Raw genomic sequence first — 25,693 nt, 5'->3', positions numbered from 1 at the left:
GCCCATGAAAAAGCCCCGGTCCAGTGGACCGGGGCTTTTTTTGTTCAGCGTGTCGAAAGCCTTCTACCGCACCACGCCCAGCTCATGCTTGACCAGGGCCAGCAGCTTGCCGGTATCGATGGGCTTGAGCAGGAAATCCACCACGCTCAGGTGCATGGCGGCAATCGCATCCCGCACATCGGCGTCGCCGGAAATGATGATGATCGGCAACGCGGCGCGCTCCGACTCACGCACCTGGCGAATCAGCTCCAGGCCACTGCAGGGCGCCATGCGCAGATCGGTGATCAGCAGGCCGATGGATTTGTTCGATTCGAGCAATTTGAGAGCGGCCTTGCCGCTGGCTGCGGTCATGCAGCGAATGCCATCCAGACCCAGAATCTCCGCTAGCAGCTCCCGGGCATCCTTGTCGTCATCGGCAATGAGCACACGCTGAGCGGGCAGGTCCGGCTCGAGCATGGCCTCGCTCAGAGCCTCGCGCTCGGCGTCACTCAAAATATCGTGGTCGGGCATACATTTCTCTACATGAACCAATCAATCCCCTAGCACTGTGGTCAGACATCGCTAAGCAGGTTTCCAATGTGCACTTCGTCGGAAAAATTGCCAAGTGCCCCGATCAGAGCTTTTTCGCATGGATGACTGCAGGCTCAAAGCCAAATGCCCTGGAACGCGAGCGCTACCTAGACTTACGTCCAATGGGCACTCCCGCCCCAGGCGCCGACCATTGCCGTGATCCGACCACAACAACTCCAAAAAGACTGCGGTAATCGTTATGAGTAAAGCGGACGCCTTCACCCAGGCCGGCAAGACCGCGGTGTTGCAGAACATCCAGGGGACCGTGCAGTTCCTGCAGCGCTTCCCGCCCTTCAACCAGATGGAAAACCTCCACCTGGCCTACCTGGTGGAACAATGCCAGCTGCGCTTCTATGGTCCGGGCGACAGCATCATCAAGCCGGCCGACGGTCCGGTTGAGCACTTCTACATCGTCAAGCAGGGGCGGGTGGTGGGCGAACGCACCCACGCCGCCAAGGGCAGTACCGAAACCACCTTCGAAATCACCACCGGCGAGTGCTTTCCCCTCGCCGCCTTGCTCGGCGAACGGGCGACCCGCACCGAGCATCGAGCCGCCGAAGACACCTTCTGCCTGCAACTGAACAAGAACGCCTTCATCAAGCTGTTCGCCCTGTCCGCGGAGTTCCGCGATTTCGCCCTGCGCGGGGTCAGCAGCCTGCTGGACCAGGTCAACCAGCAGGTCAAGCAGAAGGCCGTGGAAACCCTCGGCACCCAGTACTCGCTGAACACTCGCCTCGGCGAGCTAGCCATGCGCCATCCGGTGGCCTGCAGTCCGCACACACCGTTGCGCGAAGCCGTGGCGCTGATGCACGAGCAGCAAGTGGGCAGCATCGTGGTGGTGGACGAAAACAAGGCGCCCCTGGGGATCTTTACCCTGCGCGACCTGCGCCAGGTGGTGGCCGACGGCAGCCAGGACCTCAACCAGCCCATCGAACGCCACATGACCCAGGCGCCGTTCTTTCTCAGCCCGGACCACAGCGCCTTCGACGCCGCCATCGCCATGACCGAACGCCATATCGCCCACGTCTGCCTGGTCAAGGACCAGCGCCTGTGCGGCGTGGTGTCCGAACGCGACCTGTTCTCCCTGCAACGGGTCGATCTGGTGCACCTGGCCCGGACCATCCGCAACGCCCCCCGGGTCGAGCATCTGGTGGCGCTGCGGGGCGAGATCGGCCAGTTGGTGGAACGCATGCTGGCCCACGGCGCCTCCTCGACCCAGATCACCCACATCATCACCCTGCTCAACGATCACACCGTATGCCGGGTGATCGAAATGACCCTGGCGGACAAGGGCGACCCCGGTGTGCCCTTCAGCTGGCTGTGCTTCGGCAGCGAAGGCCGGCGCGAACAGACCCTGCACACCGACCAGGACAACGGCATCCTGTTCGAAGCCCGGGACGCTGCCCATGCCGCGGAAATTCGCGGCAAGCTGCTGCCCATTGCCCAGCAGATCAACCAGTGCCTGGCCCAGTGCGGCTTCACCCTGTGCAAGGGCAACATCATGGCCGGCAATCCCGAGCTGTGCCTGTCCCGCGCCGAATGGGCCCGACGCTTTGCCGCCTTCATCCGCGAGGCGACCCCGGAAAACCTCCTGGCTTCAAGCATCTATTTCGACCTGCGGGTGGTCTGGGGCGATGAACAAGGCGCCGAACAACTGCGCCGCGCCATCCTCGACCAGGTCGCGGACAACCGCCTGTTCCAGCGCATGATGGCGGAAAACGCCCTGCGCCAGCGCCCGCCGGTGGGACGCTTTCGCGAGTTCGTGCTGGCCCGCAAGAACGGCGAAAAGGCCACCCTCGACCTCAAGGTCCAGGGCCTCACGCCCTTCGTCGACGGCGCGCGCCTGCTGGCCCTGGCCAACGGCATCGGCGCCATCAATACCCTGGAACGCCTGCGCCAGCTGGTGTCCAGGCAAGTCATCGAGCCCCTGGACGGCGCCGCCTATGAAGAGGCCTACCACTTCATCCAGCAGACCCGCATGCAACAGCATCAACGCCAGACCCGGGAGAACCAGCCCTATTCCAACCGGGTCGACCCGGACAGCCTGAACCACCTGGACCGGCGCATCCTGCGCGAATCCCTGCGCCAGGCCCAGCGCCTGCAAAGCAGCCTGGCCCTGCGCTACCAGTTATGAGCTATCCGTTATGAGTCTGTTTGCCTGGTTCCGTCCCGCGGTCAGCGTACTGACCGCCGAGCAGCAACAACGCCGCGACCGTCTGCCAGCCTTCACCGAACTGGGTGAAGGCAGCCTGCGTGAACAGCGCTGGGTAGTGGTGGACCTGGAAACCACCGGCCTCAACCTCAATCGCGACCAGGTGCTGTCGATCGGCGCGGTGGTGATCGAGGACGGCGCCATCGACTTCAGCCAGCAGTTCGAGCGCACCCTGCAGCGCGAGGGCCACAAACTCAGCCCCAGCGTGCTGATCCACGGCCTGGGCCCCAGCGCCATCGCCGCCGGCTGCGATCCGGTAGAAGCCCTGCTGGATTTCATGGAGTTCGTCGGCGACAGCCCGCTGCTGGCCTTTCATGCGCCCTTCGACCAGCACATGCTCGGCCGGGCCTTGAAGGACAGCCTGGGCTATCGCCTGCAGCACCGCTTCCTCGATGTGGCGGACATGGCGCCCATGCTCTGCCCCCAGGCCCACATCCGCGAAGCCGGACTGGACGACTGGATCAGTGAGTTCAAGCTGCAAGTGGTGGAGCGCCACCATGCGGCGGCCGACGCCCTGGCCACCGCCGAACTGGCATTGATCCTGTTCAACCGCGCCCGCCAGCAACAGATCCACAGTCCGCTGAACCTGCAACAGCGCCTCAGCCAGTGGAAGCGTCGCCAGCAGGTCCCTTCGTTCTGATCCATCAAACCGTGGCGAGGGCGCTTGCTCCCGCTCGGCCGCGCAGCGGCCGTAAACCCGCGTCCCGGTTCCACCTGACACAGAGCCTTGGGCGTGCGGCGCACGCCAGCGCGAGCATGCTCCCTCGCCACAACGGGCTTTCTCTGCAGGCAAACCTCTTCAGCACCCGCCACCTTCCTCGACAAGACAGCCGACCGACGTCAATTGCGCCGCTGTTTCGCCTCTGCGACAATCGCGAATAATTCTCGTTAATTCAAACCTTTCGGTGGGTGAACCCGGTTGTCGTCAGTCCAAAGCCCTCGCAATGAGCTGGTTGGTGCGTTGTATCGCGACCATCGCGGCTGGCTCCTGGCCTGGTTGCGGCGCAACGTGGCCTGCAGCCAGCGGGCCGAGGACCTGAGCCAGGACACCTTCGTCCGCCTGCTGGGTCGCGACGAACTCCAGGCGCCCCGGGAGCCCAGGGCCTTTCTGCTGGCGATTGCCAAGGGCCTGCTGTTCGATCATTTCCGCCGCGCAGCCCTGGAACAGGCCTACCTCAACGAACTGATGCTGATCCCCGAAAGCGAGCACCCCTCGCCGGAGGAGCAGCAGATGATCCTCGAAGACCTCAAGGCCATCGACCGCCTGCTGGGCAAGCTTTCCAGCAAGGCCCGCATGGCCTTTCTCTATAACCGCCTCGACGGCCTGAGCCACGCCGAGATCGCCGCACGCCTCGGGGTCTCGGTGCCGCGGGTGCGCCAGTACCTGGCCCAGGGCATTCGCCAGTGCTACATCGCCCTGTACGGGGAGCCGCTATGACCCCCATCAGTTCCAAACCGGTTTCGGCACGGGTACTGGACGCCGCCATCGCCTGGCAGCTGTCGCTGGATGGCGGCGCCAGCGCACTGGAGCGCGAGGAGTTCGCCAAATGGCACGCCGCCCATGAAGAGCATGCCCGGGCCTGGCGCCAGCTGGGCATGCTTGACCAGCGCGTCAGCGTCGCCTCGGGGCCTGCGCGCAACGCCTTGCTGCAATCGCGCGAAGGCCTGCGCCGGCAGGTACGCAAGCTGGGACGTGGGGTCGCCAGTGTGGTGCTGGTGGTCGGGCTGGCGCTGTTTGCCGGGGAGCGTTACCTGCCAGTGGATTACTGGCTGGCCGACCAGCGCACCGCCACCGGCGAGCAGCGCACCCTGCACCTGAGCGATGGCACGCGGATCAACCTCAACACCCACAGTGCGCTGGACGTGCGCTTCGATGAGCAGCAACGGCGGATCGTGCTGCAGGAAGGCGAGATCCTCATCGAGACCGGGCACGACGACAGCCGCCCCTTCATCGTCGAAACCCGCGACGGGCGAATGCGTGCCCTGGGCACGCGGTTCCTGGTCCAGCGTGAAGACCAGGGCACCCGTCTCGGCGTGCTGCAATCGGCGGTGGCGGCGCGACCGCAAGCCGCTCGGGACGAGCAGGTGTTCAAGCAGGGCCAGCAAGTGCTGATGCGCCGCGCTGGCCTGGACCCGCTGCCGCCCCTGACCCCGGGGGCCGACGCCTGGACCCGGGGCATGCTGGTGGTGGACAACGCGCGCCTGGGCGACCTGATCAAGGAACTGGGACGTTACCGTCGCGGCTACCTGGGGGTCGCCCCGGAAGTGGCCGACTTGCGCATTACCGGCAGCTTTCCGCTGCAGGACACCGACCTGGCGCTCAATGCCCTGCTGCCCACCCTGCCGGTGACGATCGAGCGGCACACCGACTGGTGGGTGACCGTGGCGGCCAAGGCCGACGCCAAGCGCTGAGGTCGGCGTCGCGGCCTTGGCCAGCAAGCAGGCTCCTACACCGATCCCGTAGGCGCTGGCTTGCCAGCCAATCGCCCGCCATCAATCCGAATCCAGATTATTTTCAATCCGCCCCTATCACTTTTCCAATCTCGTCCGGCACCTAGGCAATTGCGAAACATTTCCATTCAGGAGCCGCCCCCATGTCCCGCTCGCTAGACACCCTGTTACGCCCCAGCCTGCTGGCTGTCGCCATCGCCCTCTGCGCCCCGCTGGCCAGCCAGGGACTGATGGCCGCCGAGCAAGCGTCCAGCGTGCGCGCCTACGACCTGCCGGCCGCGCCCCTGGCCAGCACCCTGAACCAGATCGCCAGCCAGGCCGGCCTGGCCCTGAGCCTCGATCCGTCCCTGGCGGCGGGCAAGCGCTCGGCCCCGGTCAAGGGCCAGTTCGACGCCCCCGGCGCCCTGCGTGAGGCCCTGCGTGGCAGCGGCCTGCAGCTGCAACGCAGCCCTGCCGGCAGCTACAGCCTGGTGGCGATTGCCGACGACGTGGTGACCCTGGCGCCCACCAGCATCACCGGCCAGCAGGCTGGCGAAAGTGCCTGGGGCCCGGTCGACGGTTACCTCGCCACACGTACCGCCGCCGGCACCAAGACCGACACCGCGCTGGTTGAAGCGCCGCGCTCGATTTCCGTCGCGACCCGCCAGCAGATGGAAGACCGCAACGTGCAGAACCTCGACGATGCCGTGCGTTACATGCCCGGTATCGTCTCTGCCAGCTACGGCAGCGATACCCGCTATGACTGGATGCGGGTCCGTGGCTTCGAGCCCACCCAGTTCCTCGACGGCCTGCCCCTGCCCCGCGGCGTGTATGCCAACCCGAAAGCGGAAACCTGGAACCTCGACCGCCTGGCCCTGCTGCGCGGCCCGGCATCCTCGGTGTATGGCCAGACCCCGCCGGGCGGCCTGCTGGACATGGTCAGCCGCCGCCCCAGCGCAGACACCAGCCATGCCGTGCAGATCCAGTACGGCAGCGACAACTACCGCCAGATCAACTTCGCCAGCACCGGCAAGATCGACGACGAGGGCCAGTTCCTCTACGGACTCAGCGGCGTGGTGCGCGATGCCGGCACCCAGGTCGATCACATCGACAACAAGCGCTACAACATCGCCCCCAGCCTGACCTGGAACATCGATACCGATACCCGCCTGACCCTGCTCACGCAGTTCACCCGCGACGATACCGGTGCCACCAGCCAGTTCATGCCGATCCAGGGCACCAAGATCAAGTCGCCACTGGGCGAGGTCTCCCATCACAAGAACCTGGGCGACCCGGACTACGAGTTCTACGACCGCACCTACTACGCCCTGGGCTACGCCTTCGAGCACCGCTTCAACGATGTCTGGCAGTTCCGTCAGAACCTGCGCTACACCAAGTCAGAACTGTCCTTCCAGCAGTTGACCGTGGGTTCCTATGCCTACTCCCCGGCTGATGCGGCGGGCAACATCAGCCGGACCTCGACCAACGTCAACGAAGACATCGGCCAGTTCGCGGTCGACAACAACGTCCAGGCCAACTTCGCCACCGGCGACATCGACCACACCGTGCTCATCGGCCTGGACCACCAGCGCACCAGCACTTCGTACCTGTCGATCTATGGCGACGGGGGCAAAACCAATATCTTCAACCCGGTCTATGGCCAGCCGATCGTTCGTCCGTCGCGCACCGACGCTTACTACGACTACGACCAGAAAACCATTCAGACCGGCCTCTACGTCCAGGACCAGATGGCCCTGGACAACTGGCGCCTGACCCTGGGTGGCCGTGAGGACTGGGTGCACCAAGGCACCACCTACCTCAACAAGAAAGACGCGACCAATACTGATCGCAGCAAGAACTTCAGTGGCAATGCGGCGCTCAGCTATGTGTTCGACTCGGGTGTCGTGCCGTACATTTCCTACGCCGAATCCTTCCAGCCAGCGAGCAACGCCAGCGTTTCACCGACCGAATCGTATAAACCCACGGAAGGTAAACAGTGGGAGCTGGGCATCAAGTATCAACCGCCGGGTTCGAACACGCTGCTGAGTGCGGCGGTCTACGACCTGACCCAGAAGAATGTCCTGGTCACCAGCATCGGGGCAGGAGGCGAATCGATCACCAACCAGACCGGCGAAGTGAAGGTCAAAGGCCTGGAACTGGAAGCCGTGTCTGACGTGACCGACAACCTCAAGGTCATCGCGGCCTACACCCTGGCCAAGTCCGAGGTACAAAAAGGCATCCACAAAGGCAACCGCCTGCAACTGATGCCTAACCAGCAAGCCTCCCTGTGGACGGACTACACCTGGCACTCCGGCGTACTCGACGGTTTCGGCATCGGTGCCGGCGCCCGCTACACCGGCAATACCTATGGCGACCAGGCCAACACCTGGCTGGGCAAGGCCGACGCCTACACGGTGTTCGACGCTGCCGTGCATTACGACCTCGGTCGCCTGGACAACAGCCTCAAAGGGGCGTCGCTGAAACTCAACGCCACCAACCTGTTCGACAAGGACTACCTGTCCACCTGCGATGGTTCCTACTGCTATTTCGGCGATCAGCGCAGCGTGGTCGCCAGCGCCACCTATCAATGGTAATCGGCTGAATTAACAACCAGGCCGTCCGACTAGGACGGCCTTGGTGTGCCTGAAGGCTAAGAAATGAAAAGCAAGACAATCCGCCGCTGGTCCTTTATCCACACCTGGAGCAGCCTGATCTGCACGGTGTTTCTGCTGCTGCTGGCGCTCACCGGGCTGCCGCTGATCTTCCACCACGAGATCGACCACCTGCTGGGGGACGCGCCACAACTGCGAGAGCTGCCCGCCGACACCCCGCACCTGGACCTGCAACAGCTGGTCAAGGCCGCCGAGGCCCATCGCCCGGGGGAAGTCATGCAGTACTTCGGCTGGGACGAAGACGAGCCCAACGGTGTGATGGCGATCATGGCCAAGACCGCCGGCACCGAGCCCAATTCCTCCCACACCTTCATGCTCGACGCCCGCACCGGCGAAGCCGTGGCCATGCCCTCGGCCAATGGCGGGCTGATGATGGTCATGCTGCGCCTGCATGTGGACATGTTCGCCGGGCTGCCGGGCAAGCTGCTGCTGGCCTTCATGGGCCTGCTGTTTGTGCTGGCGATCATCTCCGGCACGGTGCTCTACCTGCCGTTCATGCGCCGCCTGAAGTTCGCCACGGTGCGCCAGGACAAATCCAGCCGCCTGCGCTGGCTCGACCTGCACAACCTGATCGGCGTGGTGACCCTGACCTGGGCCCTGGTGGTGGGCGTGACCGGGGTGATCAGCGCCTGCGCCGACCTGATCATCGCCGCCTGGCGCAATGACAGCCTCAGCGCCATGGTCGCGCCCTACCGCGACGCCCCGCCCCTGACCGCGCTGGCTCCCGCCAGCCGCCTGCTGGACATCGCCCGGGAAGCCGCCCCGGGCATGCAGCCGGACTTCATCGCCTTTCCCGGCACGCGCTTTTCCAGCGAGCACCACTACGCGGTGTTCCTCAAGGGCGGCAGCCACCTGACCTCGCACCTGCTGACCCCGGTGCTGATCGATGCCAGCAGCCTGCAGGTCACCGCCGTCGGCGAGCGGCCCTGGTACATGGACGCCATGGGCATGTCCCAGCCCCTGCATTTCGGCGACTACGGCGGCCTGCCGATGAAGCTGCTGTGGGCGGCGCTGGACGTCCTGACCCTCATTGTCCTGGGCAGCGGCCTGTACCTGTGGATCGTCCGCCGGCGGGCCGGCAAGGCGACCCGGGAGGGGCAGCGATGAAGCCGCGGCAAGCGAGTTTCTGGAAGGTCTTCGGTGCGCCCCTGGCGCTTGGCCTGCTGAGTGCCGCCGGGTTGTTCGCCGCGCTGCTGGGCGACGGCGCCTGGGACAGCCTGAGCTGGCTGGGTCTGGGCCTACCGACCCTGATCGCCCTGCACGGCCTGCTGCGGCGCAAGCCGGCGGCCTGAACCCGGCGCCGGGAAGCCGCGCCACAGGTACATCGCAAGCCCGAGGCCGATCAGCATCACCGGGATGAACACACGGTTTTCCTGGAACGCCTCGATGGCCACCAGCACGCTGAACAAGGCCAGCCCCAGCAGCGGCACATAGCTGGCCGCCAGGCTCCAGCGCCACAGCTGGGTCACCGGGTCGGGACCGCGCAAGCGCAACAGGGCGCAGGCCAGGCCCGGCAGGGCCAGTGCCGGCAGGGCCCAGTACCAGGCGATGTAAGCGAACGCCATGATCAGCTCCGGCTCACCCTCGCCCTTGCGACGAAACTCGTATTGCAGCGCCAGGTACACCGCCAGCGCGCCCAGCAAGGTCAGGGCCAGGCTGTACAACCCGTGTAAAAGATAGGACCTGCGCACTCATCACTCCTTGTCTGTACTGCCGCTCGCCCCTGTGGCCCATGCCCCAGGCTGCGCTAAGATCCCCGGGCTGCGAGACTTTCACCCGCGAGGAATATTCATGTCCACCCCAAGCATGACGCTGTTCCACAACCCGGCATCACCTTTTGTACGCAAAGTCATGGTGCTGCTGCATGAAACCGGACAGTTGAACCGGGTTGCCCTGCAAGCCAGCCAACTGAGCCCGGTCAACCCGGACGCCACCCTGAACCAGGACAACCCCCTGGGCAAGATTCCCGCCCTGCGCCTGGCCGACGGCCAGGTGCTGTATGACAGCCGGGTGATCCTCGATTACCTGGACCAGCAGCACGTCGGCAACCCGCTGATCCCCCGGGACGGCTCGGCCCGCTGGCGCCGCCTGACGCTCGCGGCCCTGGCCGACGGGATCATGGACGCCGCGGTGCTGGTGCGCTACGAGCTGGCCCTGCGCGCCCCGGAAAAACACTGGGAGCAATGGCTCGACGGCCAGCGCGACAAGATCCGCCGCGCCCTGGCGGTGCTGGAGGCCGAGGCGATTGCCGAGCTGGCCAGCCACTTCGACGTGGCCGCCATCAGCGTCGCCTGCGCCCTGGGTTACCTGGACTTCCGCCACCCCGACCTGGAATGGCGCCAGGACCAGCCTCAACTGGCCGCCTGGTACTTCGAGGTCAGCCAGCGGCCGTCGATGCTGGCGACCCGACCGCCGGTCTAGTCGGTCAGGCGCTCGGCCCTGTTCGCCGGCAAGCCGGCTCCTGTAGCACGGGGAGCAGCTTGCTGGCGCACCCGCCACCACGCCTCCGGTGGAAACAACTGGCCAATCCGCTGCGTCAGGCGCTCGCGCTGACGCTGGTCCTCACGCAAGCCCAGTGACTTACTCATGGATGGCCTCCAGGTCGAACTGCAGGGGCGCCGGGGTCTTGCTTTGGCCCAGGCCATACCAGTCCAGCTTGCGGGTCAGCACCATGAACACGCCCAACAGGCCGAACAGCAACAGCGAGCCCATCAGCAGCGCATAGTCCTCGGCGCTGAGCAGGCCATAGAGCAAGCCGTACAAGGCCGCCAACGAGAGCGCGAACACTGCGCCGTTACGCCAACTGTGCAGCACATGGCTGACATAGAAACCGATCAAGCCCACGCAAGCCGCCGCCGACACGCCGTAGGCCAGTTCGAAACCCAGGTGCTCCGACAGCGACAGCAGCAACAGGTAGAAGAACGCCAGTGCCACGCCCACCAGGGCGTACTGGATCGGGTGCACCGACAGGCTCTTGAGCACTTCGAAGAGAAAGAAGCCGGCAAAGGTCAGGCCGATGAACAGCAGGGCGTATTTGATCGCCCGGTCGCTTTTCAGGTACTGGTCCACCGGGTCGATGAAGCTCACGCCAAAGCTGCGGCTGTTGAAGTCCTGGCATTGGCTGCTGTAAGCGCAGCGCTCCATGGCCTGTTCCAGGTTGGTGGAGAAGAACGAGGTCTGCCAGAGCGCCGAAAAGCCCTGCTCGGTAATCTCACGCTGCACCGGCAGGTAGTTGCCGACAAAGCTCGGGTGCGGCCAGTTGGCCGTCAACAGCACCTTGCTGGTCTTGCCCACCGGCAGCACCTGCAACTGGCCGGTGCCCTGCAGGCGCAGGTCGAAGGCGAAGTCCAGGCGGGTGCTCTTCTTCAGGTCCAGGGGCGGCAGCAGCACGTGCACGCCTTCGTCCAGCCAGCTGACAAAAGTGCCGGGGGCAAAGTCCAGGGTCTGGCCGTTGAGCTGCAGTTGCAGGGCGTTTTCGATGCCGCGGATGTCGCTGATACCCACCGCCAGGAACGGCTGGTCGAACTGGTAATCCGCAAAATCCTCCTTGATGCCGTACTGCTCGGGCACCGCAAAGTGGCCGCTGATGTGGTTGTCGGCGTGGAACAGCCGCGCCTCGTAGATCCCCCGGGCGCGCAGCTCGGTCTGGGCCTTGCTGTCCAGTTCGAAATGCTCGGGCAGGAAGAACAGCCGTCCCTGCTGCTCGCTGGTTTCCTGGTAGCGCTTCTTGGTCTTGTCGTCGGTTTTCCAGGTGCGCACGGTCTTGCGGTAGTCCACTACCATCACCGGGCCGCTGATCTGCTGCTGGGTGCTGGAGCTGCGGGCGATATCCTCGAGCACGCCATCGCGCAGGCTCTGGCGCTCGCCGATCAGGCCGCTGATCATCAACAGCGGTATCAGCAACAGCACGATCAACAGGCCAATGGCCCCGAGTTTGAAGGTCAGGTTACGGTTCATGAGGCTCTCCCAGTTGGAATGGGCGAGAGTCTGGAACCCGGGCATGGGGGTTTTATGGGGGCAATGTGGAGACTCTGTGGAGAATCCCCGCTCAGGGCAGCCGCAAGGTCACCTGCACCCCACCCGCAACGTTCTCAATGCGCATCTGGCCGCCATGCAGTTGCACCACTTCCTCGACGAAATTCAGCCCCAGGCCGGTGCTCTTGCGTCCGCTGTCCGGGCGCGGCAGCGAGTAGAAACGCTCGCACAGGCGCGGCAGGGCATAGTCCGGAATCGGCTCGCCCTGGTTGAACAGCACCAGCTCCACGCCGTCCTCCACCCGCTGCGCCGAGCAGCGCAACAGGCCACCCACGGGGCTGAAATCCAGGGCATTGGTCAGCAGGTTACCCAGGGCCTGGCGCAGCAGGAACGGCTCGCCGGACCAGGCCAGGTCCGCCGGCACCCGCAGTTGCACCTGCAGCTGCTTGCCTTCGATACGCCCGTGCTGGCTGTTCAGCAGCTCCTTGCACAGCGGCACCAGGGGCACGCTGACCCGCTCTTCCAGGCCCTGGCGCTGCTCCACTTGTGCCAGGTTCAACAGGCGTTCGATCAACTGCTGCATGCGCGCGCTTTCACTGTCGATATTGCCGACGAAGCGCTGGCGCTGCTCCAGGGGCATCTCGCTCTGCAGCAGTTCCGCCGCCCCGCGAATCGCCGCCAGGGGGCTCTTCAGTTCGTGGGTCAGGGTGTGCACGTAGCGCTCGACATAAGCCTTGCCTTCGAGCTGGGTGCGCATGCGTTCCACCGCCGTTGCCAACTGTTCCAGCTCGCCACCGCGATAGTGCGGCAGCTCGGCCCGGCGCCCTTCACTCACTGCCAGGGCATAGGCGGTCATGCGCCGCAGCGCCGCGCTCAGCCACCAGGACAGCAAGGCGCCAAACAGCAGACCCATGGCAATCAGCCCGGCGCCGTACCACAGCAGGCGGCGTTCGGTGCGGTCGACGTAGGGCTGCAGGGAACTGTTGGGCTTGGCCACGGTGACCACGCCGATGATCTGGCCGTTGTCACGGATCGGCGCGCCCACGTGCATCACCGAGGAATTGGGATCGTCGACCAGCGAGCGCGACGAACGCGCGCCATATTGGCCGCGCAAGGTCAGGTACACGTCGTTCCAGCGCGAATAATCCTGGCCCACCGCCAGGCCACTGGAGTCCAGGACCACGATGCCCTTGGCGTCGGTGACGTAGATGCGGTGGTTGACCTGATTCTTCGGCAGGCCCCAGATGGTCGCCGCCGGTTGCCGCTCGCCATAGGCCCGCAGCAATTGCGGCCAGCGGTTCTCGCTGAGGGTGCCGGCCTTGAAATCGTCCCGCAGGATCTCCGCCAGCAGGTTGGCGGTGTCCACCAGGGTTTCCTCGGTGGACTGGCGCACGCCGGGGCGGATCTCCTTCATCACCGTGCTCAGCACGAAATAGCCGGTCAGGCTGATGAACAGCAAATAGACCAGGAAGATGCGGATGCCCAAGGTCATCAGGCGTGGCTCGGGCTGTAGCTGTAGCCCAGGCCGCGATGGGTCTGGATCGGCTCGGCCTCGGCCGCCACCAGGCGCAGCTTGGCCCGCAGGCTCTTGATGTGGCTGTCGATATTGCGCTCGTAGCCCACGTCCGCCACCACCCCCAGGGCATCGAGCAACTGCTCGCGGCTGAACACCCGCTCGGGCTGCTCCAGCAGGCATTGCAGCAGGCGGAACTCATGCCGGGTCAGGCTCAGGGGCTGGGCCCGGTAACTGATCTGCACCCGCTCGGCGTCGATGACGAACAGCGCCGGGGCTGCCTCGGGAGCCGCTCGCGGAGCCATGCGCTTGAGGATCGCCTTGACCCGCGCCGCCACTTCCCGGGGGCTGAAGGGCTTGACCACATAATCGTCGGCGCCGATTTCCAGGCCCACCACCCGGTCGATCTCACCGTCCCGGGCGCTGAGGAACATCACCGGCACCTCGCTGAAGCGCCGCAGCTGTTTGCAGGTTTCAAAGCCGCTGATATCCGGCAGGCCGATATCGAGGATGATCAGGTCCGCCGGGGTTGCCCGCTGATGCTCCAGGGCCGCATGACCCAGGCTCAGCCAGGTGGTGGTGAAGCCTTCGCCTTGCAGGGCGAAGATCAGGGTGTCGGCAATCGCCGCTTCGTCTTCGACAATCAGGATATGGGGCATGGCATCCAAGCACGCAAATTCAGTGGGCGAACGGTGCCGGATGCCTGGTAAGCCGTCAATCAGCAGTCGGGTTTATCCGCGGTGTAGCGCCGCGCCGGGTTCACCGCCGCACCGAACTCCCGCAGCGCCTTGGCACCGATCAGCAGCGGATAGTTGAAGCTGCTGCGGTCGGTGAGGTTGACCTCCACCGTGCGCTTGACGTTGCCCAGGCACATCTCCAGCTCCACCACCGGGCGCTTGGCCGACTGCGGTTCTTCAGCCTCATCGCCCTCGTCGGCGCGGCTCTTGATCTTGCTGATGCGCGCCACCTTGTGCTCGTAGACCTTGTTCCCGGCATCCTTGGTCGCCAGGCGGAAACGCACCCAATCCTCGCCATCGCGGGTAAAGGTCTGGATATCCCTGGCCGACAGCGACGCGGTCAGGGCCCCGGTGTCCATCTTGGCCTGCAGGGTTTCGCCGATTTCCGGCAGGCGGATGTATTCGTAACGGCCATACAGCGTCGGCTCGGCGGCCATCACCGGCAGCGCCAACAGCGAAACAAGAGCAAGGACAGATTTCACGACAGTGGATTCCTTGAAGAGAGGGGCAGCGGGATTTTAGACCGCAGCCAACGAATTGGTTCGTATAGAAGCAGCCTCAAGCCTCAAGCCTCAAGCTTGGAGCTTGGAGCTTGCCGCTTGCCGCTTGCCGCTTGCCGCTTGCCGCTGCCACTTAGAATTTGGCCTGCCCACCGAAGCTGCTTATCATGGCGCGCCCAAAAGATTGCAAAGAGTGCCTTATGCGCCGCCTGCTCACCGGCTGTTTCGTCACCTTGCTCCTGCTGCTCAACACCCTGGTGCTGTTCGGCCCGCTGATGGTGTTTGCCCTGCTCAAGCTGGTTCTGCCGGGACGCCTGCGCGATTACGCCTCGGCCGCGGTGATGTGGATCGCCGAGACCTGGGCCGAGATCGACAAGCTGATCTTCGCCCTGTGCATCCCGACCCGCTGGGACATTCGCGGCGGCGAAGGCCTGCGGGTCGACACCTCCTACCTGGTGGTGAGCAACCACCAGTCCTGGGTCGACATCCCGGCGCTGATCCAGACCCTCAACCGGCGCACGCCGTTCTTCAAGTTCTTCCTCAAGAAGGAGCTGATCTGGGTGCCGTTCCTCGGTCTGGCCTGGTGGGCCCTGGACTACCCCTTCATGAAGCGCTACAGCAAGGCGTTCCTGGCCAGGTACCCGGAGCTGCAAGGCAAGGACCTGGAGATCACCAAGGCGGCCTGCGAGCTGTTCAAGCGCCAGCCGGTGACTGTGGTCAACTACCTGGAAGGCACCCGCTTCACCGATGCCAAGCGCCAGCAGCAAGACTCGCCCTTTCAGCACCTGCTCAAGCCCAAGGCCGGCGGCGTGGCCTTCGTCCTCGCGGCCCTGGGCGAACAGTTGGACGCGGTGCTGGACGTGACCGTGGTCTATCCCCAGCAACGCATTCCCGGTTTCTGGGACCTGATCAGCGGCAGCGTGCCCAAGGTGATCATCGACATCCGCACCCGCGAGCTGGACCCGGCGCTGTGGCACGGCGATTACGAAAACGACCCGGCGTTCCGCCAGCAGGTGCAGGACTGGGTCAACCGGCTGTGGACCGACAAGGACCAGCGCATCAGCGAACTGCTGAACGAACGCCGCTGATCAATCGCTGATCACGTGGGGCAGGAAGCGGCTGCTGTCCTTGGTGATCGGCGAGTGGTCCTCGCGAATGCCAATCCCCGCCGGCTGATCGCCAATCACCCAACTGCCAATCACCGTGTGGTTGCCGGCAAACACCGGCAGCGGATGAAACCGCTGGCGGATGCACGGCCCGCCATAGGGCCCGGCCTCGATCAGGCGCTCACCGCCCTCAGTGCAGATTTCCACATTGGCGCCCTCTCGGGAAAAGAACGGCTTGCGCACCCAGCCCGGGCCCAGGCTGGCAGCGGGATCGTCGTCGATGAACGCCGGCAACAGGTTCGGATGCCCCGCATGCCGCTCCCAGAGCAGGGCCAGCGCGCCCTTGTTGGAAAGAATCGCCTTCCACGGCGGCTCGACAAACTGCGTGCCGCTGCCGGCAAGCGCCGGGCCATAGGCTTCGGTGAACAGCTGTTCCCAGGGATAGAGCTTGAACAGGCTGTCGATGGGCATCTCCAGCAGGTCGACGAAACGCCCACCGGCATTCAGGCCGATGTCCTCGATATTGATCAGGCGCGTGCCCAGGCCCGCCTGACGGGCAATGTCGCGCAGGTATTCGACGGTGCCGCGATCCTCCAGCGAGTCCCGCACCGAGGCAAAGTGCATCGGCGACTTGAAGCCGCCCTGGACGAAGGCCTGCAGCAGCTTGTCCTCGATGCTGTTGAACTGATCGCAGCCAGCCGGCAACTGCCCGCGCTGCAACTGCTGCTCAAGCCAGACGTACTGAAAGAAACTCGCCTCATACAGCGACGTCGGCGTGTCGTAATTGGTCTCCAGCAGCTTGGCCGGGCCCGTGCCGTCGTAGCACAGGTCCATGCGCCCGTAGAGATGGGGGTCGCCCTGCTTCCACGACTGGCGGATCAAGTCATGAAAGGCCGCAGGGATCGCCAGGCGCTCCAGCAAGGCTTCGCTGTCCACCACTTCGGCCACCAGGGCCATGCACAGCTCGTGCAGTTCCCGGGTCGGGTCTTCCAGGTCGTCCTCGATCTGCCGCAGGCTGAAGCGGTAGTAGGCCGACTCGTCCCAGTACGGCTCGCCGTCGAAAGTGTGGAAGGCAAAGCCCAACTGCAGCGCCGTGGCCTGCCAATCCGCACGCGGGGTGCTGGGGATGCGCTTCAAGAACCGAAGCTCCAACTGCTGCGGCTGGAGGAACCGAAGCCGCCACGACTGACCACTTCATGGGCACCGGCCAGGGGATTGCCGGCGCTGGTGAAGTGGTCCGGGCTGGAAATGCCGAAGCGTCCACCGTTGGCGCCGGAGAAGGTCTTGCCGGCCTCCACCTGCTGGCTGAGGGTGCTCAGTTGCGAGCCGCCCCGACCGTCACGCTCCTTGTACAGCGTCTCGCTGAAATAGCGCGGCTCGGGCGTGGAATCCAGGCCGATCCAGCGCCAGAAGCTGGAACCTGCGCGGGCGCCATAGGAGTGACCACCACCACCACCACCACCACCACCACCACCACCACCACCACCACCACCACCACCACCACCACCACCACCACCCGAACTGCTGGAGCTGGCCTGCTCGGGTTGTTCGTCTTCGGGCTGAACCGGCACCGTGCGCTGGGTGGTCAGGGCGAGGCCCTTGGCAATCGGCACGTAGGCGCGGTTGTCTCTGGACACCATGCAGTTGCCCGCGAAGAAGTCGTCTTCACAGCGTTGCAGGTCGAGATAACGCGGCGCTATCAGCTCTCCACGCTCGCGGGCATCATCGAAAGCGGCCTGGCAGATCGCGGACGGAACCTGTGCCAGTACGCAGTCGCGGACACTGCTGAAATGCTGGGTCTGGCGCACTTCGCGGGTTGCCTGAGGCTGGCCGTCACAGGCAACCAGGGCGAACGGCACACTGCCCAGCAGCACCAGGCGCACGCTTTTACTGCGTTTCATGCCGGCGCCCTCAGACCGATGGAGTCATGCAGGCCGCATTCAGCAGGCCGACACCGACAGACACCGCCGCCACCAGGATCGCCGCGGCGTTTTCCTGGTTGGCAATGCGCTGGGACAGGCCCTTGAGGGTCAGGCTGACCACCAGGAACGTGAGCAATTGCACCACCGCGGCGATGCCGGCCCAGAGCAGGAAATCGATGATCGAGATGGAATGGGAAATCGCGCTGGCCACCGGAATGGCAAAGCCCAGCAAGGCGCCGGACAAGGCGATGGAAGCGGCACTGTTGCCCTGGCGGATCAGGGCGAATTCGTTATAGGGGGTCAGGCGCGTGTAGATGAACGCGTAGAGGGCAAACACCAGGGCAGCGCCCAGCATGTAGAGCATGAAACCGAGCACCGCGTCGGCGGGCAGAGACATCTTCAGTGCATCCATGAACATCGCGTTCAAGCTTCCTTGGAAAACGGGGCGCGAGATATAGCACAGGCCGGATGGGGCGAAAACTGCGCAAAGGTAAAGTTTCAGGGCTCGGGGCAAGCTTCGACACCGCGCGCTCCGCCACCGATGGCCCCGACGCCGATCGCGCCGGGGCCGGGAGGCGTTACTGGTTCACGCCCCAGATGCCACCCAGGCTTTGCAGCAGGGACCCGCCAACGCCCTGCTGGCCCAGGTACTGCAGGATCAGCGGGGCAAACTGGCCGATCATGCCGCTGTCCATGCCCAGGGCGCCAAAGGCGTTGTTCAGGTCTTGAGTGTCCTTGACGTTGCCCAGGGCGCTGCCCAGGCCGGCGCTGTTGCCGGAAGACTGGCCGAGCAGGCCGCTCAAGGCGCCCAGGCTGCCCAGGGCGTTGCTGCCCGAGAGCTGGTCCAGGCCCGGTACGCTTTGGCTCAGTTGCGAATAGTCGGTGCTGCTGAGTTGATTCTTCGCCAGGCCGAGCATGGCGCCGGTGCCGCCGATGGCCTGCTCAGGGGTGACATTGAGTTGCGCCAGGGTGCCCAGCAGGCCGGCGGTCTGGGAAGTCGGCGCGGCGGCAGCGGCCTTGTCGCCGCCCTGCATGCCGGCAATGGCGTTGGCCGCATCGCTCAAGCTGAAACCGCCGGCCAACGCCGAACCGGCTGCCAGGGTCATCAGGGTAGCCAGGGCAAAACCGCGTGGAATATTCATCGAAACAACCTCATGGGGCGGGAAACCGTCCGGACTCGGACGGCGGGAAAACAGCGTTTTGACTGAAACCCCAGGCGAATGTTCCAGCGCCTGCCCTGCCGTCCGGCGCCTGCATCCAGCTGCGCTGCTGCTGCGTATATCGTCCACAAGCGCCACCTTCGGGCTCCGGCATGAGGCAGCAGGACGTGAATGGAACAACCACCCACCCTGGACTAATCTCTGGCTGCGTCGGTCGGCGCTTGTCGCTGGCCCTTGTCCCAGTTCCTGTCAGGAGAATCGCCATCTCGAGCCTCGACACCGATCAGCTGCGGCACCTGCTGGCCCAGTGTTCACTGGGTGATCGCCGGGCCTTCGAAACCCTCTATCGCATGGTTGCCCCGCGCCTGCATGGCGTCGCCCTGCGCTTCATGGGCCGTCGCGATCTGGCCGAGGAAGTGCTGCAGGAAAGCTTCGTGCGCATCTGGAACAACGCCGTGCGCTACCAGCCGCACCTGTCCGCGCCCCTGACCTGGATGGTCAACATCACCCGCAACCAGGCCATCGACCAGTTGCGCAAACAGCGCGAACGGCCCCTGGGCGAACTCGAAGAACAACAGCTGGAGGATCAAAGCCCTTCGGCCCACGACCAACTGGACAGCGCCCGCGCCGCCCGGGCCCTGAACCGCTGCCTGGACAGCCTCGACGGCATGCAGCGCCAATCCATCACCGTGGCCTACTTCCAGGGCCTGTCCTGCTCGGAGCTGGCCGAACACCTGGCCGCGCCCCTGGGCTCGGTCAAATCCTGGATTCGTCGGGGCATGGAACGCCTGCGCCGGTGCCTTGAATCATGAACTATCGAACCCCTGAACGCCGCCGCGCCCTGGCCGCCGACTACGCCATCGGCCTGATGCAGGGCGCCGCCCGCCGGCGCTTCGAAATGCTCCTGCTGGACGACGCCGCCCTGCGCGAAGAACTGGCGCAGTGGCAGGAAAGCCTCGCCAGCCTGACCGAAGCCCTGCCTGAAGCGGCGGTGCCGGAACGGGTCTGGGCGGGCATCCAGGCACGCATCGAACCGCAAGTGCTGCACGTACCACAGAAGAAACCGCTGTGGATGCGCCTGCGCCTGGCGCTTGCCGCCTGCGCCGTGCTGGCGACCCTGTACATCGGCTTTATCCAGCAGAGCGACCAGGTGCGCTACAGCGCCACCCTGCTCAGCGCCGACCAGCAACCGGCCCTGCGGATCAAGGCCCATGCCCAGTACCTGCAAGTCGAACCCCTGACCCTGGCCGCCATCGGCCTGGACCGCAGCCTGGAACTCTGGGCGATCCCTGCCGACGGCCAGCCGATTTCCCTCGGCGTGGTGCCGGTCGGCGGCCAAGGCAAGATCAACCTGAGCCCGGCCCAGCGCGCCCTGCTCGATACGCCGATTGCCCTGGCGGTAAGCCTTGAGCCCCACGGCGGCTCGCCCACCGGCCAACCCACCGGACCGGTGCTGTACCAGGGCCAACTGGCCGCGCTGTAACAGGCACCTGGTGGCGTAGGAGCGGGCTTGCCCGCGAACGCCGTCAGGGTAAACTCCGCGCCCAGGCCCCCCGCTGCCTCCTTGCAGGCAGGCCCTTGCCTGCCATGCAAGCCCCCGCCTCGCCTGGCGCCATCCACCGAACGGACTCTTATGAAAGCTGCGCTCTACAGCGGCCTGCTGCTGGCCCTGGCAATCGCCGTCTTGCTCTGGCGAATCGGCACCCCGATCGATAGCAGCCAATGCACCAACACGGCCCCGGGCCCCCTGACCGGCTTTATCCGCCAGCACTTCAGCGACCGCCAGGGAGCCGACTGGCGCGACGACGGCAGCGCCTTGGGCATTCTTGGCGTTGCCGAGGCCCAGCCGTTCGCCCGCCAACCCGAGCGTTACTACTGCGAAGCCCTGAACCTGCTGCAGGACCCACAGCGAACCCAGACCGAAAAGGTGCACACCACGGCCCTGATGCTGTCCCTGCCCCTCGATTACTACCTGGACCTCATGGACCGCAGCCACCAGCTGTACCAGCGCAAGGCCATGGACCGCCCCGTCCTGACCCTGGTGCTGATACCAAGAGGCACGGCGCTCAATTACTGGTGGCTGCCCCAGTGGCGCTCACGCTTCGAGCGGGATGCGCCAGGCATCCTGGCCGAGACCGACATAAAGGAAATCCTGAGAGGCGAACACTGGTTCGACTACCCGGGCAGGGGCTATTGATCGACTCGGGTTCGCAGGCAACGAAAAGCCCGCCAATGGGCGGGCTTTTCAGTCGGTATGAACTATCTGAACAACTCGGCATGGCTGCCAAGATCGACAAAGGTCACCAGCCCGGCTCGGGCCACGTCATAAATCAGCAGAAAATCGCCACCGATATGACACTCCCTGAAACCGTCCCACTCCCCCTTCAGCGCATGATCGAGGTACTGGGCCGGTAGTGGCTCCCCCAGGAACAGCAGCACCATGACCTTGCGCACTTCGTGCATGTCACGACGCCCCGCGCGCTGGTAGCGCTCCCATGACTTCTTGAACTCTGCTGTTTGCGCGCACTGCCTGGGCAGGTCAGCGCGCTTTTGCTTCTTCTCCGGCTTCGCCATCAGCATCCCTCAACATCTCGTCGATCGAATCGTACTGACGTCGAATCTCACGCGCCTGCGCCATGGCACGAGCGGTTTTCTCCGATGGGACACGCACTTCGAAAGGCAGTCCCTGCACGGCCACAACCTGACGCAGGAACAGGCGCATGGCCTCACTGAGGCTCAGCCCGCAGGCTTCCAGCACAGCAGTAGCACTCACCTTCAAGTCCTCGTCTATGCGGCAACGCACATCAGTGGTTTTCAGTAATGCAGCCAAGGTATCACCTCTATTAGTTATTTGTAGCTACGTTGTGGCCACGAAATGCATTCTGGGAGCTTTGCCTTTTTCGGTCAACCGATTTCAGTGGACCCGACTCGTGAACAGGACCTCGTGCACGTTCAGCGACGCCACAGCAGACGAAACCTCCTGCAAGACATCCACCCCCCAACGCCTTGCCGCCCCTGCGCCGGCGGCTTATAGTCCGCCGGTCGCCGAGATGGCGACCGGGTTTGGCGACCCGTCAGATACAAGGCGTACACGGTTTCCGCGCACAGTGGAAAACGTGAGCGCATGCGCATCCGTTGCTTTATGGCAGCTGTGCGCGGGAGACCTTCGGGTCTGCCGGGTTCTTGTGTCTCCGGTTCGCCAACCTGCGTACAGCTGCCACCCAATGCTTGGCGACAAATGAGTGGCGGCATTCAGGAAGACGACACAGGAGTGTTATCGAATGAACCGTTACATGCCGATCACCGGCCACGACTGCAATATCCCCTCCCTACTGATCGATACCCAGGCGCCGCTGGATGTGCTCCATGAAGCCGCCGCCTTCCGTATCCGCGCCGTGACCCAGGTCCTAGAGCAACTGGCCTTGAGCGATGCGCTGGGCAAGGACCCGGTACTGGCCCAGGAGTTGGCCCAGCTCTGCGCCATGCCCCTGCGCGATGGCTGCGACCTGATGGATGTGCTGGGAAGGCGCTTGCGCGCCACGCTGATCGCCTGACTGCAACCGCTGGATGTGGCGAGGGAGCTTGCTCCCGCTGGGGTGCGCAGCGCCCCCCGATAGCGTCTACGCGGTGAGCCTGACAAGCCACGGCAATACGCTACGCGCCGGGGCGCCGGCCGGCCGGGCGGGAGCAAGCTCCCTCGCCACAGAAAAAACGCCGCGTTCTCGGCAAGAGAAGGCGGCGTTTTTCGTTATCGGCAGGCTTCAAGCCAAAGGCTGACGGTCCTCAGGCGGCGCTGAACAGCTTGTGCGGGTCGATGACGAATTTCTTCGGCACGCCGGCATCGAACTCGCCATAGCCGCGCGGGGCGTCGTCGAGGCTGATGACTTGCACGCCCACCACTTCGGCGATGTTGATGCGGTCCCACATGATGGCCTGCATCAGTTGGCGGTTGTACTTCATCACCGGGGTCTGGCCGGTGTGGAAGCTGTGGGACTTGGCCCAGCCCAGGCCGAAGCGGATGCTCAGGCTGCCCATCTTCGCCGCGGCGTCCACCGCGCCCGGGTCTTCGGTGACGTACAGGCCGGGAATACCGATCTTGCCCGCCACACGCACCACGCCCATCAGCGAGTTGAGCACGGTGGCCGGAGCCTCGTGCTGGGCACCGGCATGGCCGTGGCCACGGGCTTCGAAGCCCACGGCGTCCACCGCGCAATCGACTTCCGGCTCGCCCAGCAGGGCGGCGATCTGTTCGTGCAGCGGGGTGTCCTTGGACAGGTCGGCAATTTCAAACCCCTGGGCCTTGGCGTGGGCCAGGCGCACCGGGTTGACGTCGCCGACAATCACCACCGCCGCCCCCAACAGGCGCGCAGACGCAGCGGCGGCCAGGCCGACCGGGCCGGCACCGGCGATGTAGACGCTGCTGCCCGGGCCAACGCCGGCAGTCACCGCGCCGTGATAGCCGGTGGGCAGGATGTCGGAGAGGCAGGTCAGGTCGCGGATCTTCTCCATGGCCTTGTCGCGATCCGGCAGTTTCAGCAGGTTGAAGTCGGCGTAAGGCACCAGCACGTACTCGGCCTGGCCACCGGTCCAGTCGCCCATGTCGACGTAGCCGTAGGCGCCACCGGCGCGGGCCGGGTTGACGGTCAGGCAGACCCCGGTGTGCTGTTCCTTGCAGGAACGGCAGCGCCCGCACGCGACGTTGAACGGCACCGACACCAGGTCACCGATCTTCAGGTTCTCGACGTCGCTGCCCTTCTCGATCACTTCGCCAGTGATTTCATGACCCAGGACCAGGCCGACCTGGGCGGTGGTACGGCCGCGGACCATGTGTTGGTCCGAGCCGCAGATGTTGGTGGAGACTACGCGCAGGATGACGCCGTGCTCGATCTTCCTGCCGCGCGGGTCCTGCATTTTTGGATAGTCGATTTTCTGTACCTCGACCTTGCCGCTGCCCAGATACACGACACCACGATTACCAGACATGCTTTCACCTCGCTGTTGTTGTTATGGAACCGCGTTACCCAAAGGGGGAAACACGTGGATTGCTCGGGTACGGATGCTGTTTCGTTTTCAAAATCGTTTTCGCGCAAACAGGCACAACGCCTGTAGGAGCGAGCTTGCTCGCGAAGGGCTGCGCAGCAGCCCCAAGAATCATCAGAGCACCACCGTGCGGTTGCCGTTCAAGAACACCCGCCGCTCGATGTGATAGCCCACTGCCCGGGCCAGGGTCAGGCCCTCGATGTCGCGCCCCTTGGCGATCAGGTCTTCAGGGTAGTAACTGTGGTCCACCACCTCCACGCCCTGGGCGATGATCGGGCCTTCGTCCAGGTCGTTGTTGATGTAGTGCGCGGTGGCACCCACCAGTTTCACACCCTTGTTGTAGGCCTGGTGATAAGGCTTGGCGCCCTTGAAGCCCGGCAGCAGCGAGTGGTGGATATTGATCGCCTTGCCATCGAGCTTGCGGCACAGCTCCGGCGACAGCACCTGCATGTAGCGGGCAAGAATCACCAGTTCGGCGCCGGAGTCCTCGATCACCTGCCACACCTGACGCTCCTGGGACGGCTTGTCGTTGGGGTCGAGGGGGAAGTGGTGGTAGGGAATCTGGTGCCAGTCGGCCAGGGGCTTGAGGTCCGGGTGGTTGGACACCACCGCCACCACGTCCATGGGCAACTGGCCGATGCGCTGGCGATAAAGCAGGTCGTTGAGGCAGTGATCGGCCTTGGAGACCATGATCACCACCTTCGGCCGGTAGTGCGGCGCGGTCAGCTCGAAGTTCATCGCGAAGGCTTTGGCGCGCTCGGCCAGCCCCTGGCGAAAGCCCTGTTCGTCGAGGCCGTCGGGCTGGCGAAATTCCACGCGGATGAAGAAGCGACCCGAGAGCCGGTCATCGAAGGAGTGGTGCTCGGTGACGTAGCAACCCTGCTCGAACAGGAAGCGGGTCACCGCGTCCACCGTGCCGAGCACGCTGGGGCAGTCGGCGGTGAGAATCCATGTATCGGGGGCGCGGCTCATGGGCAGTAACTCCTGTTCGTTGGGGCAACCGCAGCGCGGTCGATTCTCTGTAAGAGCGAGCTTGCTCGCGAAAAATCCAAGGGCGCTGTGGTCCTCCGGGAAATCCATCCTTCGCGAGCCAGCTCGCTCCTACCAGGCCAAGCGGGGTTCAGGCCTGGACGCTAAGGCCGTATTCGGCCGCGGCATCCTGCAGCCACATCCACCAGTAATCGGAGAAGCTGCGGCGTACCAGCAGCTCCCAGGTGTCTTCGCCGGTGCGGCGGATCACCAGTTGCGACTTGGCGAACACCGTGCCCACCGCCTTGCCCACCGGGAAGTTGTTGGGGTGCACGTCGTAGCTGGTGGACTTCATCAGCACCTGGCGCACGTTGGGGCCGGACAGTTCGAGGATCTGCTGGCCGCCGCTGACGTTGACGATCTGGATATGCAGGTCGCCCAGGGCGGCGCGCAGATTCTGCTCGGCGGCGAATTCTTCGCCGCTGGGCACGATCAGCAGCCACTCATCCGGGCCCAGCCATTGCAGGCTGCTCTCGCCCTTGACCACCACGCTCAGGGCGCCCGGCAATTCGATGCCCAGGGCCTTGTGCACCCCGGCGGCGAAGGCCGGGTCGTGGCCGTCGCCACGGATCGTCAGGTGACCGAGGAGTTTTTTCTCGCGCAGGATCACACCGGCGTTCTTGCGGCCCTTGCCCACCAGGCTCGGCAGGTCGGCGTGGTGCAGGGGCGACTCGGCCTTGGCCCCGGTGGTGGGGCGCTGTTGGTAAACGTTGACTGCGGTCATAGAGCACCTGTCCTGAATTCTGTTGATAACGCCCTGTAGGAGCCGGCTTGCCGGCGAAGAGGCCCTTGGGCCTTGTGGCAGCCTTGAGGCCGCCTTCGCTGGC

General features: G+C 64.8%; 29 protein-coding genes. 13 read left to right on the top strand and 16 right to left on the bottom strand.

From position 1 onward, the window contains the following. Positions 1-63: 63 nt before the first annotated feature. Entirely contained in the window at positions 64-510 is a 447-nt protein-coding gene (locus tag ACMGG8_RS06615; RefSeq protein ID WP_060841415.1) for a response regulator, read from the bottom strand. A 259-nt stretch (positions 511-769) separates the two neighbouring features. Here ACMGG8_RS06615 and ACMGG8_RS06610 point away from each other — a divergent pair, with 259 nt between their 5' ends. From ACMGG8_RS06610 to ACMGG8_RS06580, 7 genes are all read left to right on the top strand, one after another. Then, entirely contained in the window at positions 770-2,704 is a 1,935-nt protein-coding gene (locus ACMGG8_RS06610) for a putative nucleotidyltransferase substrate binding domain-containing protein (protein WP_414159345.1), read from the top strand. Positions 2,705-2,714: 10 nt separating this feature from the next. Next, positions 2,715-3,422, top strand: a complete 708-nt coding sequence (locus tag ACMGG8_RS06605; protein WP_060841417.1) for a PolC-type DNA polymerase III — start codon at positions 2,715-2,717, stop codon at positions 3,420-3,422. Positions 3,423-3,701: 279 nt separating this feature from the next. Next, positions 3,702-4,220 (top strand): RNA polymerase sigma factor, encoded by a 519-nt coding sequence (locus ACMGG8_RS06600; RefSeq protein WP_060844805.1) that lies wholly within the window; start codon positions 3,702-3,704, stop codon positions 4,218-4,220. After that, entirely contained in the window at positions 4,217-5,194 is a 978-nt protein-coding gene (locus tag ACMGG8_RS06595; RefSeq protein WP_060841419.1) for a FecR domain-containing protein, read from the top strand. The genes ACMGG8_RS06600 and ACMGG8_RS06595 overlap by 4 nt, the downstream gene beginning before the upstream one ends. Before the next feature lie 182 nt (positions 5,195-5,376). Next, on the top strand, positions 5,377-7,806 hold the full coding sequence (locus ACMGG8_RS06590; RefSeq protein WP_414159344.1) for a TonB-dependent siderophore receptor: 2,430 nt from the start codon (positions 5,377-5,379) through the stop codon (positions 7,804-7,806). Positions 7,807-7,869: 63 nt separating this feature from the next. Next, positions 7,870-8,991, top strand: a complete 1,122-nt coding sequence (locus tag ACMGG8_RS06585; RefSeq protein WP_414159343.1) for a PepSY-associated TM helix domain-containing protein — start codon at positions 7,870-7,872, stop codon at positions 8,989-8,991. Next, positions 8,988-9,176 (top strand): hypothetical protein, encoded by a 189-nt coding sequence (locus tag ACMGG8_RS06580; protein WP_060844809.1) that lies wholly within the window; start codon positions 8,988-8,990, stop codon positions 9,174-9,176. Before ACMGG8_RS06585 ends, ACMGG8_RS06580 begins: the two co-directional genes overlap by 4 nt. Here ACMGG8_RS06580 and ACMGG8_RS06575 read toward each other — a convergent pair. Further along, positions 9,123-9,575, bottom strand: coding sequence for a hypothetical protein (locus ACMGG8_RS06575; protein ID WP_060841423.1), 453 nt, complete (start codon positions 9,573-9,575; stop codon positions 9,123-9,125). The genes ACMGG8_RS06580 and ACMGG8_RS06575 overlap by 54 nt on opposite strands. A 100-nt stretch (positions 9,576-9,675) precedes the next feature. On the opposite strand from ACMGG8_RS06575, the gene ACMGG8_RS06570 reads away from it, so the two are divergent. Beyond that, complete coding sequence (locus tag ACMGG8_RS06570; protein ID WP_414159342.1) at positions 9,676-10,305, top strand: glutathione S-transferase N-terminal domain-containing protein; 630 nt, start codon at positions 9,676-9,678, stop codon at positions 10,303-10,305. Here the strand turns inward: ACMGG8_RS06570 and ACMGG8_RS06565 are convergent. The 5 genes from ACMGG8_RS06565 to ACMGG8_RS06545 form a co-directional block, all read right to left on the bottom strand. Then, positions 10,302-10,472: a hypothetical protein gene (locus ACMGG8_RS06565; protein WP_170002889.1), complete on the bottom strand. Its 171-nt coding sequence runs from the start codon at positions 10,470-10,472 to the stop codon at positions 10,302-10,304. The two genes, ACMGG8_RS06570 and ACMGG8_RS06565, sit on opposite strands and share 4 nt — an antisense overlap. Continuing rightward, on the bottom strand, positions 10,465-11,841 hold the full coding sequence (creD, locus tag ACMGG8_RS06560) for a cell envelope integrity protein CreD (protein ID WP_414159341.1): 1,377 nt from the start codon (positions 11,839-11,841) through the stop codon (positions 10,465-10,467). The genes ACMGG8_RS06565 and creD overlap by 8 nt, the downstream gene beginning before the upstream one ends. Positions 11,842-11,932: 91 nt before the next feature. Next, a complete protein-coding gene (creC, locus tag ACMGG8_RS06555) occupies positions 11,933-13,351 on the bottom strand; it encodes a two-component system sensor histidine kinase CreC (protein WP_414159340.1) in 1,419 nt (472 codons plus the stop codon). Further along, positions 13,351-14,031 carry a two-component system response regulator CreB gene (gene creB / locus ACMGG8_RS06550; RefSeq protein WP_060842022.1) on the bottom strand — a complete coding sequence of 227 codons (681 nt, stop codon included), beginning with the start codon at positions 14,029-14,031 and terminating at the stop codon, positions 13,351-13,353. Before creB ends, creC begins: the two co-directional genes overlap by 1 nt. Before the next feature lie 59 nt (positions 14,032-14,090). Continuing rightward, positions 14,091-14,591, bottom strand: coding sequence for an ATP-dependent zinc protease (locus ACMGG8_RS06545; RefSeq protein WP_016963060.1), 501 nt, complete (start codon positions 14,589-14,591; stop codon positions 14,091-14,093). 218 nt (positions 14,592-14,809) lie between these two features. Here ACMGG8_RS06545 and ACMGG8_RS06540 point away from each other — a divergent pair, with 218 nt between their 5' ends. Continuing rightward, positions 14,810-15,697: an acyltransferase gene (locus ACMGG8_RS06540; RefSeq protein WP_414159339.1), complete on the top strand. Its 888-nt coding sequence runs from the start codon at positions 14,810-14,812 to the stop codon at positions 15,695-15,697. On the opposite strand, the gene ACMGG8_RS06535 is transcribed toward ACMGG8_RS06540, so the two are convergent. The 4 genes from ACMGG8_RS06535 to ACMGG8_RS06520 all read right to left on the bottom strand — a co-directional run bounded on the left by ACMGG8_RS06535 (position 15,698) and on the right by ACMGG8_RS06520 (position 18,779). Then, positions 15,698-16,852: a glutathionylspermidine synthase family protein gene (locus ACMGG8_RS06535; protein WP_414159338.1), complete on the bottom strand. Its 1,155-nt coding sequence runs from the start codon at positions 16,850-16,852 to the stop codon at positions 15,698-15,700. After that, the gene (locus ACMGG8_RS06530; RefSeq protein WP_414159337.1) at positions 16,849-17,616 is read right to left on the bottom strand and encodes a DUF1190 domain-containing protein; all 768 of its coding nucleotides are present in this window, start codon (positions 17,614-17,616) and stop codon (positions 16,849-16,851) included. Before ACMGG8_RS06530 ends, ACMGG8_RS06535 begins: the two co-directional genes overlap by 4 nt. Positions 17,617-17,626: 10 nt before the next feature. Next, on the bottom strand, positions 17,627-18,055 hold the full coding sequence (locus tag ACMGG8_RS06525; RefSeq protein ID WP_060841430.1) for a DUF350 domain-containing protein: 429 nt from the start codon (positions 18,053-18,055) through the stop codon (positions 17,627-17,629). A gap of 160 nt (positions 18,056-18,215) precedes the next feature. Continuing rightward, positions 18,216-18,779, bottom strand: a complete 564-nt coding sequence (locus tag ACMGG8_RS06520; RefSeq protein WP_060841431.1) for a DUF2780 domain-containing protein — start codon at positions 18,777-18,779, stop codon at positions 18,216-18,218. A 185-nt stretch (positions 18,780-18,964) separates the two neighbouring features. On the opposite strand from ACMGG8_RS06520, the gene ACMGG8_RS06515 reads away from it, so the two are divergent. From ACMGG8_RS06515 to ACMGG8_RS06505, 3 genes are all read left to right on the top strand, one after another. After that, the gene (locus tag ACMGG8_RS06515; protein ID WP_235759502.1) at positions 18,965-19,609 is read left to right on the top strand and encodes a sigma-70 family RNA polymerase sigma factor; all 645 of its coding nucleotides are present in this window, start codon (positions 18,965-18,967) and stop codon (positions 19,607-19,609) included. After that, complete coding sequence (locus tag ACMGG8_RS06510) at positions 19,606-20,280, top strand: anti-sigma factor domain-containing protein (protein ID WP_060844818.1); 675 nt, start codon at positions 19,606-19,608, stop codon at positions 20,278-20,280. The genes ACMGG8_RS06515 and ACMGG8_RS06510 overlap by 4 nt, the downstream gene beginning before the upstream one ends. A gap of 150 nt (positions 20,281-20,430) precedes the next feature. After that, positions 20,431-20,994 (top strand): hypothetical protein, encoded by a 564-nt coding sequence (locus ACMGG8_RS06505; RefSeq protein WP_414159336.1) that lies wholly within the window; start codon positions 20,431-20,433, stop codon positions 20,992-20,994. 62 nt (positions 20,995-21,056) lie between these two features. On the opposite strand, the gene ACMGG8_RS06500 is transcribed toward ACMGG8_RS06505, so the two are convergent. Both ACMGG8_RS06500 and ACMGG8_RS06495 read right to left on the bottom strand, forming a co-directional pair. Next, the gene (locus ACMGG8_RS06500) at positions 21,057-21,371 is read right to left on the bottom strand and encodes a type II toxin-antitoxin system YafQ family toxin (RefSeq protein ID WP_060841435.1); all 315 of its coding nucleotides are present in this window, start codon (positions 21,369-21,371) and stop codon (positions 21,057-21,059) included. Next, entirely contained in the window at positions 21,337-21,627 is a 291-nt protein-coding gene (locus ACMGG8_RS06495; RefSeq protein ID WP_060841436.1) for a type II toxin-antitoxin system RelB/DinJ family antitoxin, read from the bottom strand. Before ACMGG8_RS06495 ends, ACMGG8_RS06500 begins: the two co-directional genes overlap by 35 nt. Before the next feature lie 451 nt (positions 21,628-22,078). On the opposite strand from ACMGG8_RS06495, the gene ACMGG8_RS06490 reads away from it, so the two are divergent. Next, on the top strand, positions 22,079-22,351 hold the full coding sequence (locus tag ACMGG8_RS06490; protein WP_414159335.1) for a hypothetical protein: 273 nt from the start codon (positions 22,079-22,081) through the stop codon (positions 22,349-22,351). A 229-nt stretch (positions 22,352-22,580) separates the two neighbouring features. On the opposite strand, the gene fdhA is transcribed toward ACMGG8_RS06490, so the two are convergent. From fdhA to ACMGG8_RS06475, 3 genes are all read right to left on the bottom strand, one after another. Beyond that, positions 22,581-23,780 (bottom strand): formaldehyde dehydrogenase, glutathione-independent, encoded by a 1,200-nt coding sequence (gene fdhA, locus ACMGG8_RS06485; RefSeq protein WP_047289632.1) that lies wholly within the window; start codon positions 23,778-23,780, stop codon positions 22,581-22,583. A 171-nt stretch (positions 23,781-23,951) separates the two neighbouring features. Then, positions 23,952-24,809 carry a formyltetrahydrofolate deformylase gene (purU, locus tag ACMGG8_RS06480; RefSeq protein ID WP_047306415.1) on the bottom strand — a complete coding sequence of 286 codons (858 nt, stop codon included), beginning with the start codon at positions 24,807-24,809 and terminating at the stop codon, positions 23,952-23,954. A gap of 148 nt (positions 24,810-24,957) precedes the next feature. Next, positions 24,958-25,590: a sarcosine oxidase subunit gamma gene (locus tag ACMGG8_RS06475; RefSeq protein WP_016964293.1), complete on the bottom strand. Its 633-nt coding sequence runs from the start codon at positions 25,588-25,590 to the stop codon at positions 24,958-24,960. Positions 25,591-25,693: the final 103 nt, after the last annotated feature.

Origin of the sequence: Pseudomonas sp. BNK-45, from assembly GCF_047456255.1 — a bacterium.
Lineage (GTDB): Bacteria > Pseudomonadota > Gammaproteobacteria > Pseudomonadales > Pseudomonadaceae > Aquipseudomonas.
The sequence above is the reverse complement of the archived record's forward strand: the minus strand, read 5'-3'. Positions and strand labels throughout refer to the sequence as shown.

What these genes read in the sequence shown, in the direction of transcription:
- ACMGG8_RS06590 (WP_414159344.1), top strand. Translation starts at nt 5,377, where the DNA reads ATGTCCCGCTCGCTAGACACCCTGTTACGCCCCAGCCTGCTGGCTGTC.
- purU (WP_047306415.1), bottom strand. Translation starts at nt 24,809, where the DNA reads ATGAGCCGCGCCCCCGATACATGGATTCTCACCGCCGACTGCCCCAGC.
- ACMGG8_RS06510 (WP_060844818.1), top strand. Translation starts at nt 19,606, where the DNA reads ATGAACTATCGAACCCCTGAACGCCGCCGCGCCCTGGCCGCCGACTAC.
- ACMGG8_RS06565 (WP_170002889.1), bottom strand. Translation starts at nt 10,472, where the DNA reads ATGAGTAAGTCACTGGGCTTGCGTGAGGACCAGCGTCAGCGCGAGCGC.
- ACMGG8_RS06585 (WP_414159343.1), top strand. Translation starts at nt 7,870, where the DNA reads ATGAAAAGCAAGACAATCCGCCGCTGGTCCTTTATCCACACCTGGAGC.
- creB (WP_060842022.1), bottom strand. Translation starts at nt 14,031, where the DNA reads ATGCCCCATATCCTGATTGTCGAAGACGAAGCGGCGATTGCCGACACC.
- ACMGG8_RS06505 (WP_414159336.1), top strand. Translation starts at nt 20,431, where the DNA reads ATGAAAGCTGCGCTCTACAGCGGCCTGCTGCTGGCCCTGGCAATCGCC.
- ACMGG8_RS06520 (WP_060841431.1), bottom strand. Translation starts at nt 18,779, where the DNA reads ATGAATATTCCACGCGGTTTTGCCCTGGCTACCCTGATGACCCTGGCA.
- ACMGG8_RS06610 (WP_414159345.1), top strand. Translation starts at nt 770, where the DNA reads ATGAGTAAAGCGGACGCCTTCACCCAGGCCGGCAAGACCGCGGTGTTG.
- ACMGG8_RS06605 (WP_060841417.1), top strand. Translation starts at nt 2,715, where the DNA reads ATGAGTCTGTTTGCCTGGTTCCGTCCCGCGGTCAGCGTACTGACCGCC.
- ACMGG8_RS06540 (WP_414159339.1), top strand. Translation starts at nt 14,810, where the DNA reads ATGCGCCGCCTGCTCACCGGCTGTTTCGTCACCTTGCTCCTGCTGCTC.
- fdhA (WP_047289632.1), bottom strand. Translation starts at nt 23,780, where the DNA reads ATGTCTGGTAATCGTGGTGTCGTGTATCTGGGCAGCGGCAAGGTCGAG.
- ACMGG8_RS06525 (WP_060841430.1), bottom strand. Translation starts at nt 18,055, where the DNA reads ATGTTCATGGATGCACTGAAGATGTCTCTGCCCGCCGACGCGGTGCTC.
- ACMGG8_RS06530 (WP_414159337.1), bottom strand. Translation starts at nt 17,616, where the DNA reads ATGAAACGCAGTAAAAGCGTGCGCCTGGTGCTGCTGGGCAGTGTGCCG.
- creC (WP_414159340.1), bottom strand. Translation starts at nt 13,351, where the DNA reads ATGACCTTGGGCATCCGCATCTTCCTGGTCTATTTGCTGTTCATCAGC.
- ACMGG8_RS06490 (WP_414159335.1), top strand. Translation starts at nt 22,079, where the DNA reads ATGAACCGTTACATGCCGATCACCGGCCACGACTGCAATATCCCCTCC.
- creD (WP_414159341.1), bottom strand. Translation starts at nt 11,841, where the DNA reads ATGAACCGTAACCTGACCTTCAAACTCGGGGCCATTGGCCTGTTGATC.
- ACMGG8_RS06580 (WP_060844809.1), top strand. Translation starts at nt 8,988, where the DNA reads ATGAAGCCGCGGCAAGCGAGTTTCTGGAAGGTCTTCGGTGCGCCCCTG.
- ACMGG8_RS06570 (WP_414159342.1), top strand. Translation starts at nt 9,676, where the DNA reads ATGTCCACCCCAAGCATGACGCTGTTCCACAACCCGGCATCACCTTTT.
- ACMGG8_RS06500 (WP_060841435.1), bottom strand. Translation starts at nt 21,371, where the DNA reads ATGGCGAAGCCGGAGAAGAAGCAAAAGCGCGCTGACCTGCCCAGGCAG.
- ACMGG8_RS06615 (WP_060841415.1), bottom strand. Translation starts at nt 510, where the DNA reads ATGCCCGACCACGATATTTTGAGTGACGCCGAGCGCGAGGCTCTGAGC.
- ACMGG8_RS06595 (WP_060841419.1), top strand. Translation starts at nt 4,217, where the DNA reads ATGACCCCCATCAGTTCCAAACCGGTTTCGGCACGGGTACTGGACGCC.
- ACMGG8_RS06475 (WP_016964293.1), bottom strand. Translation starts at nt 25,590, where the DNA reads ATGACCGCAGTCAACGTTTACCAACAGCGCCCCACCACCGGGGCCAAG.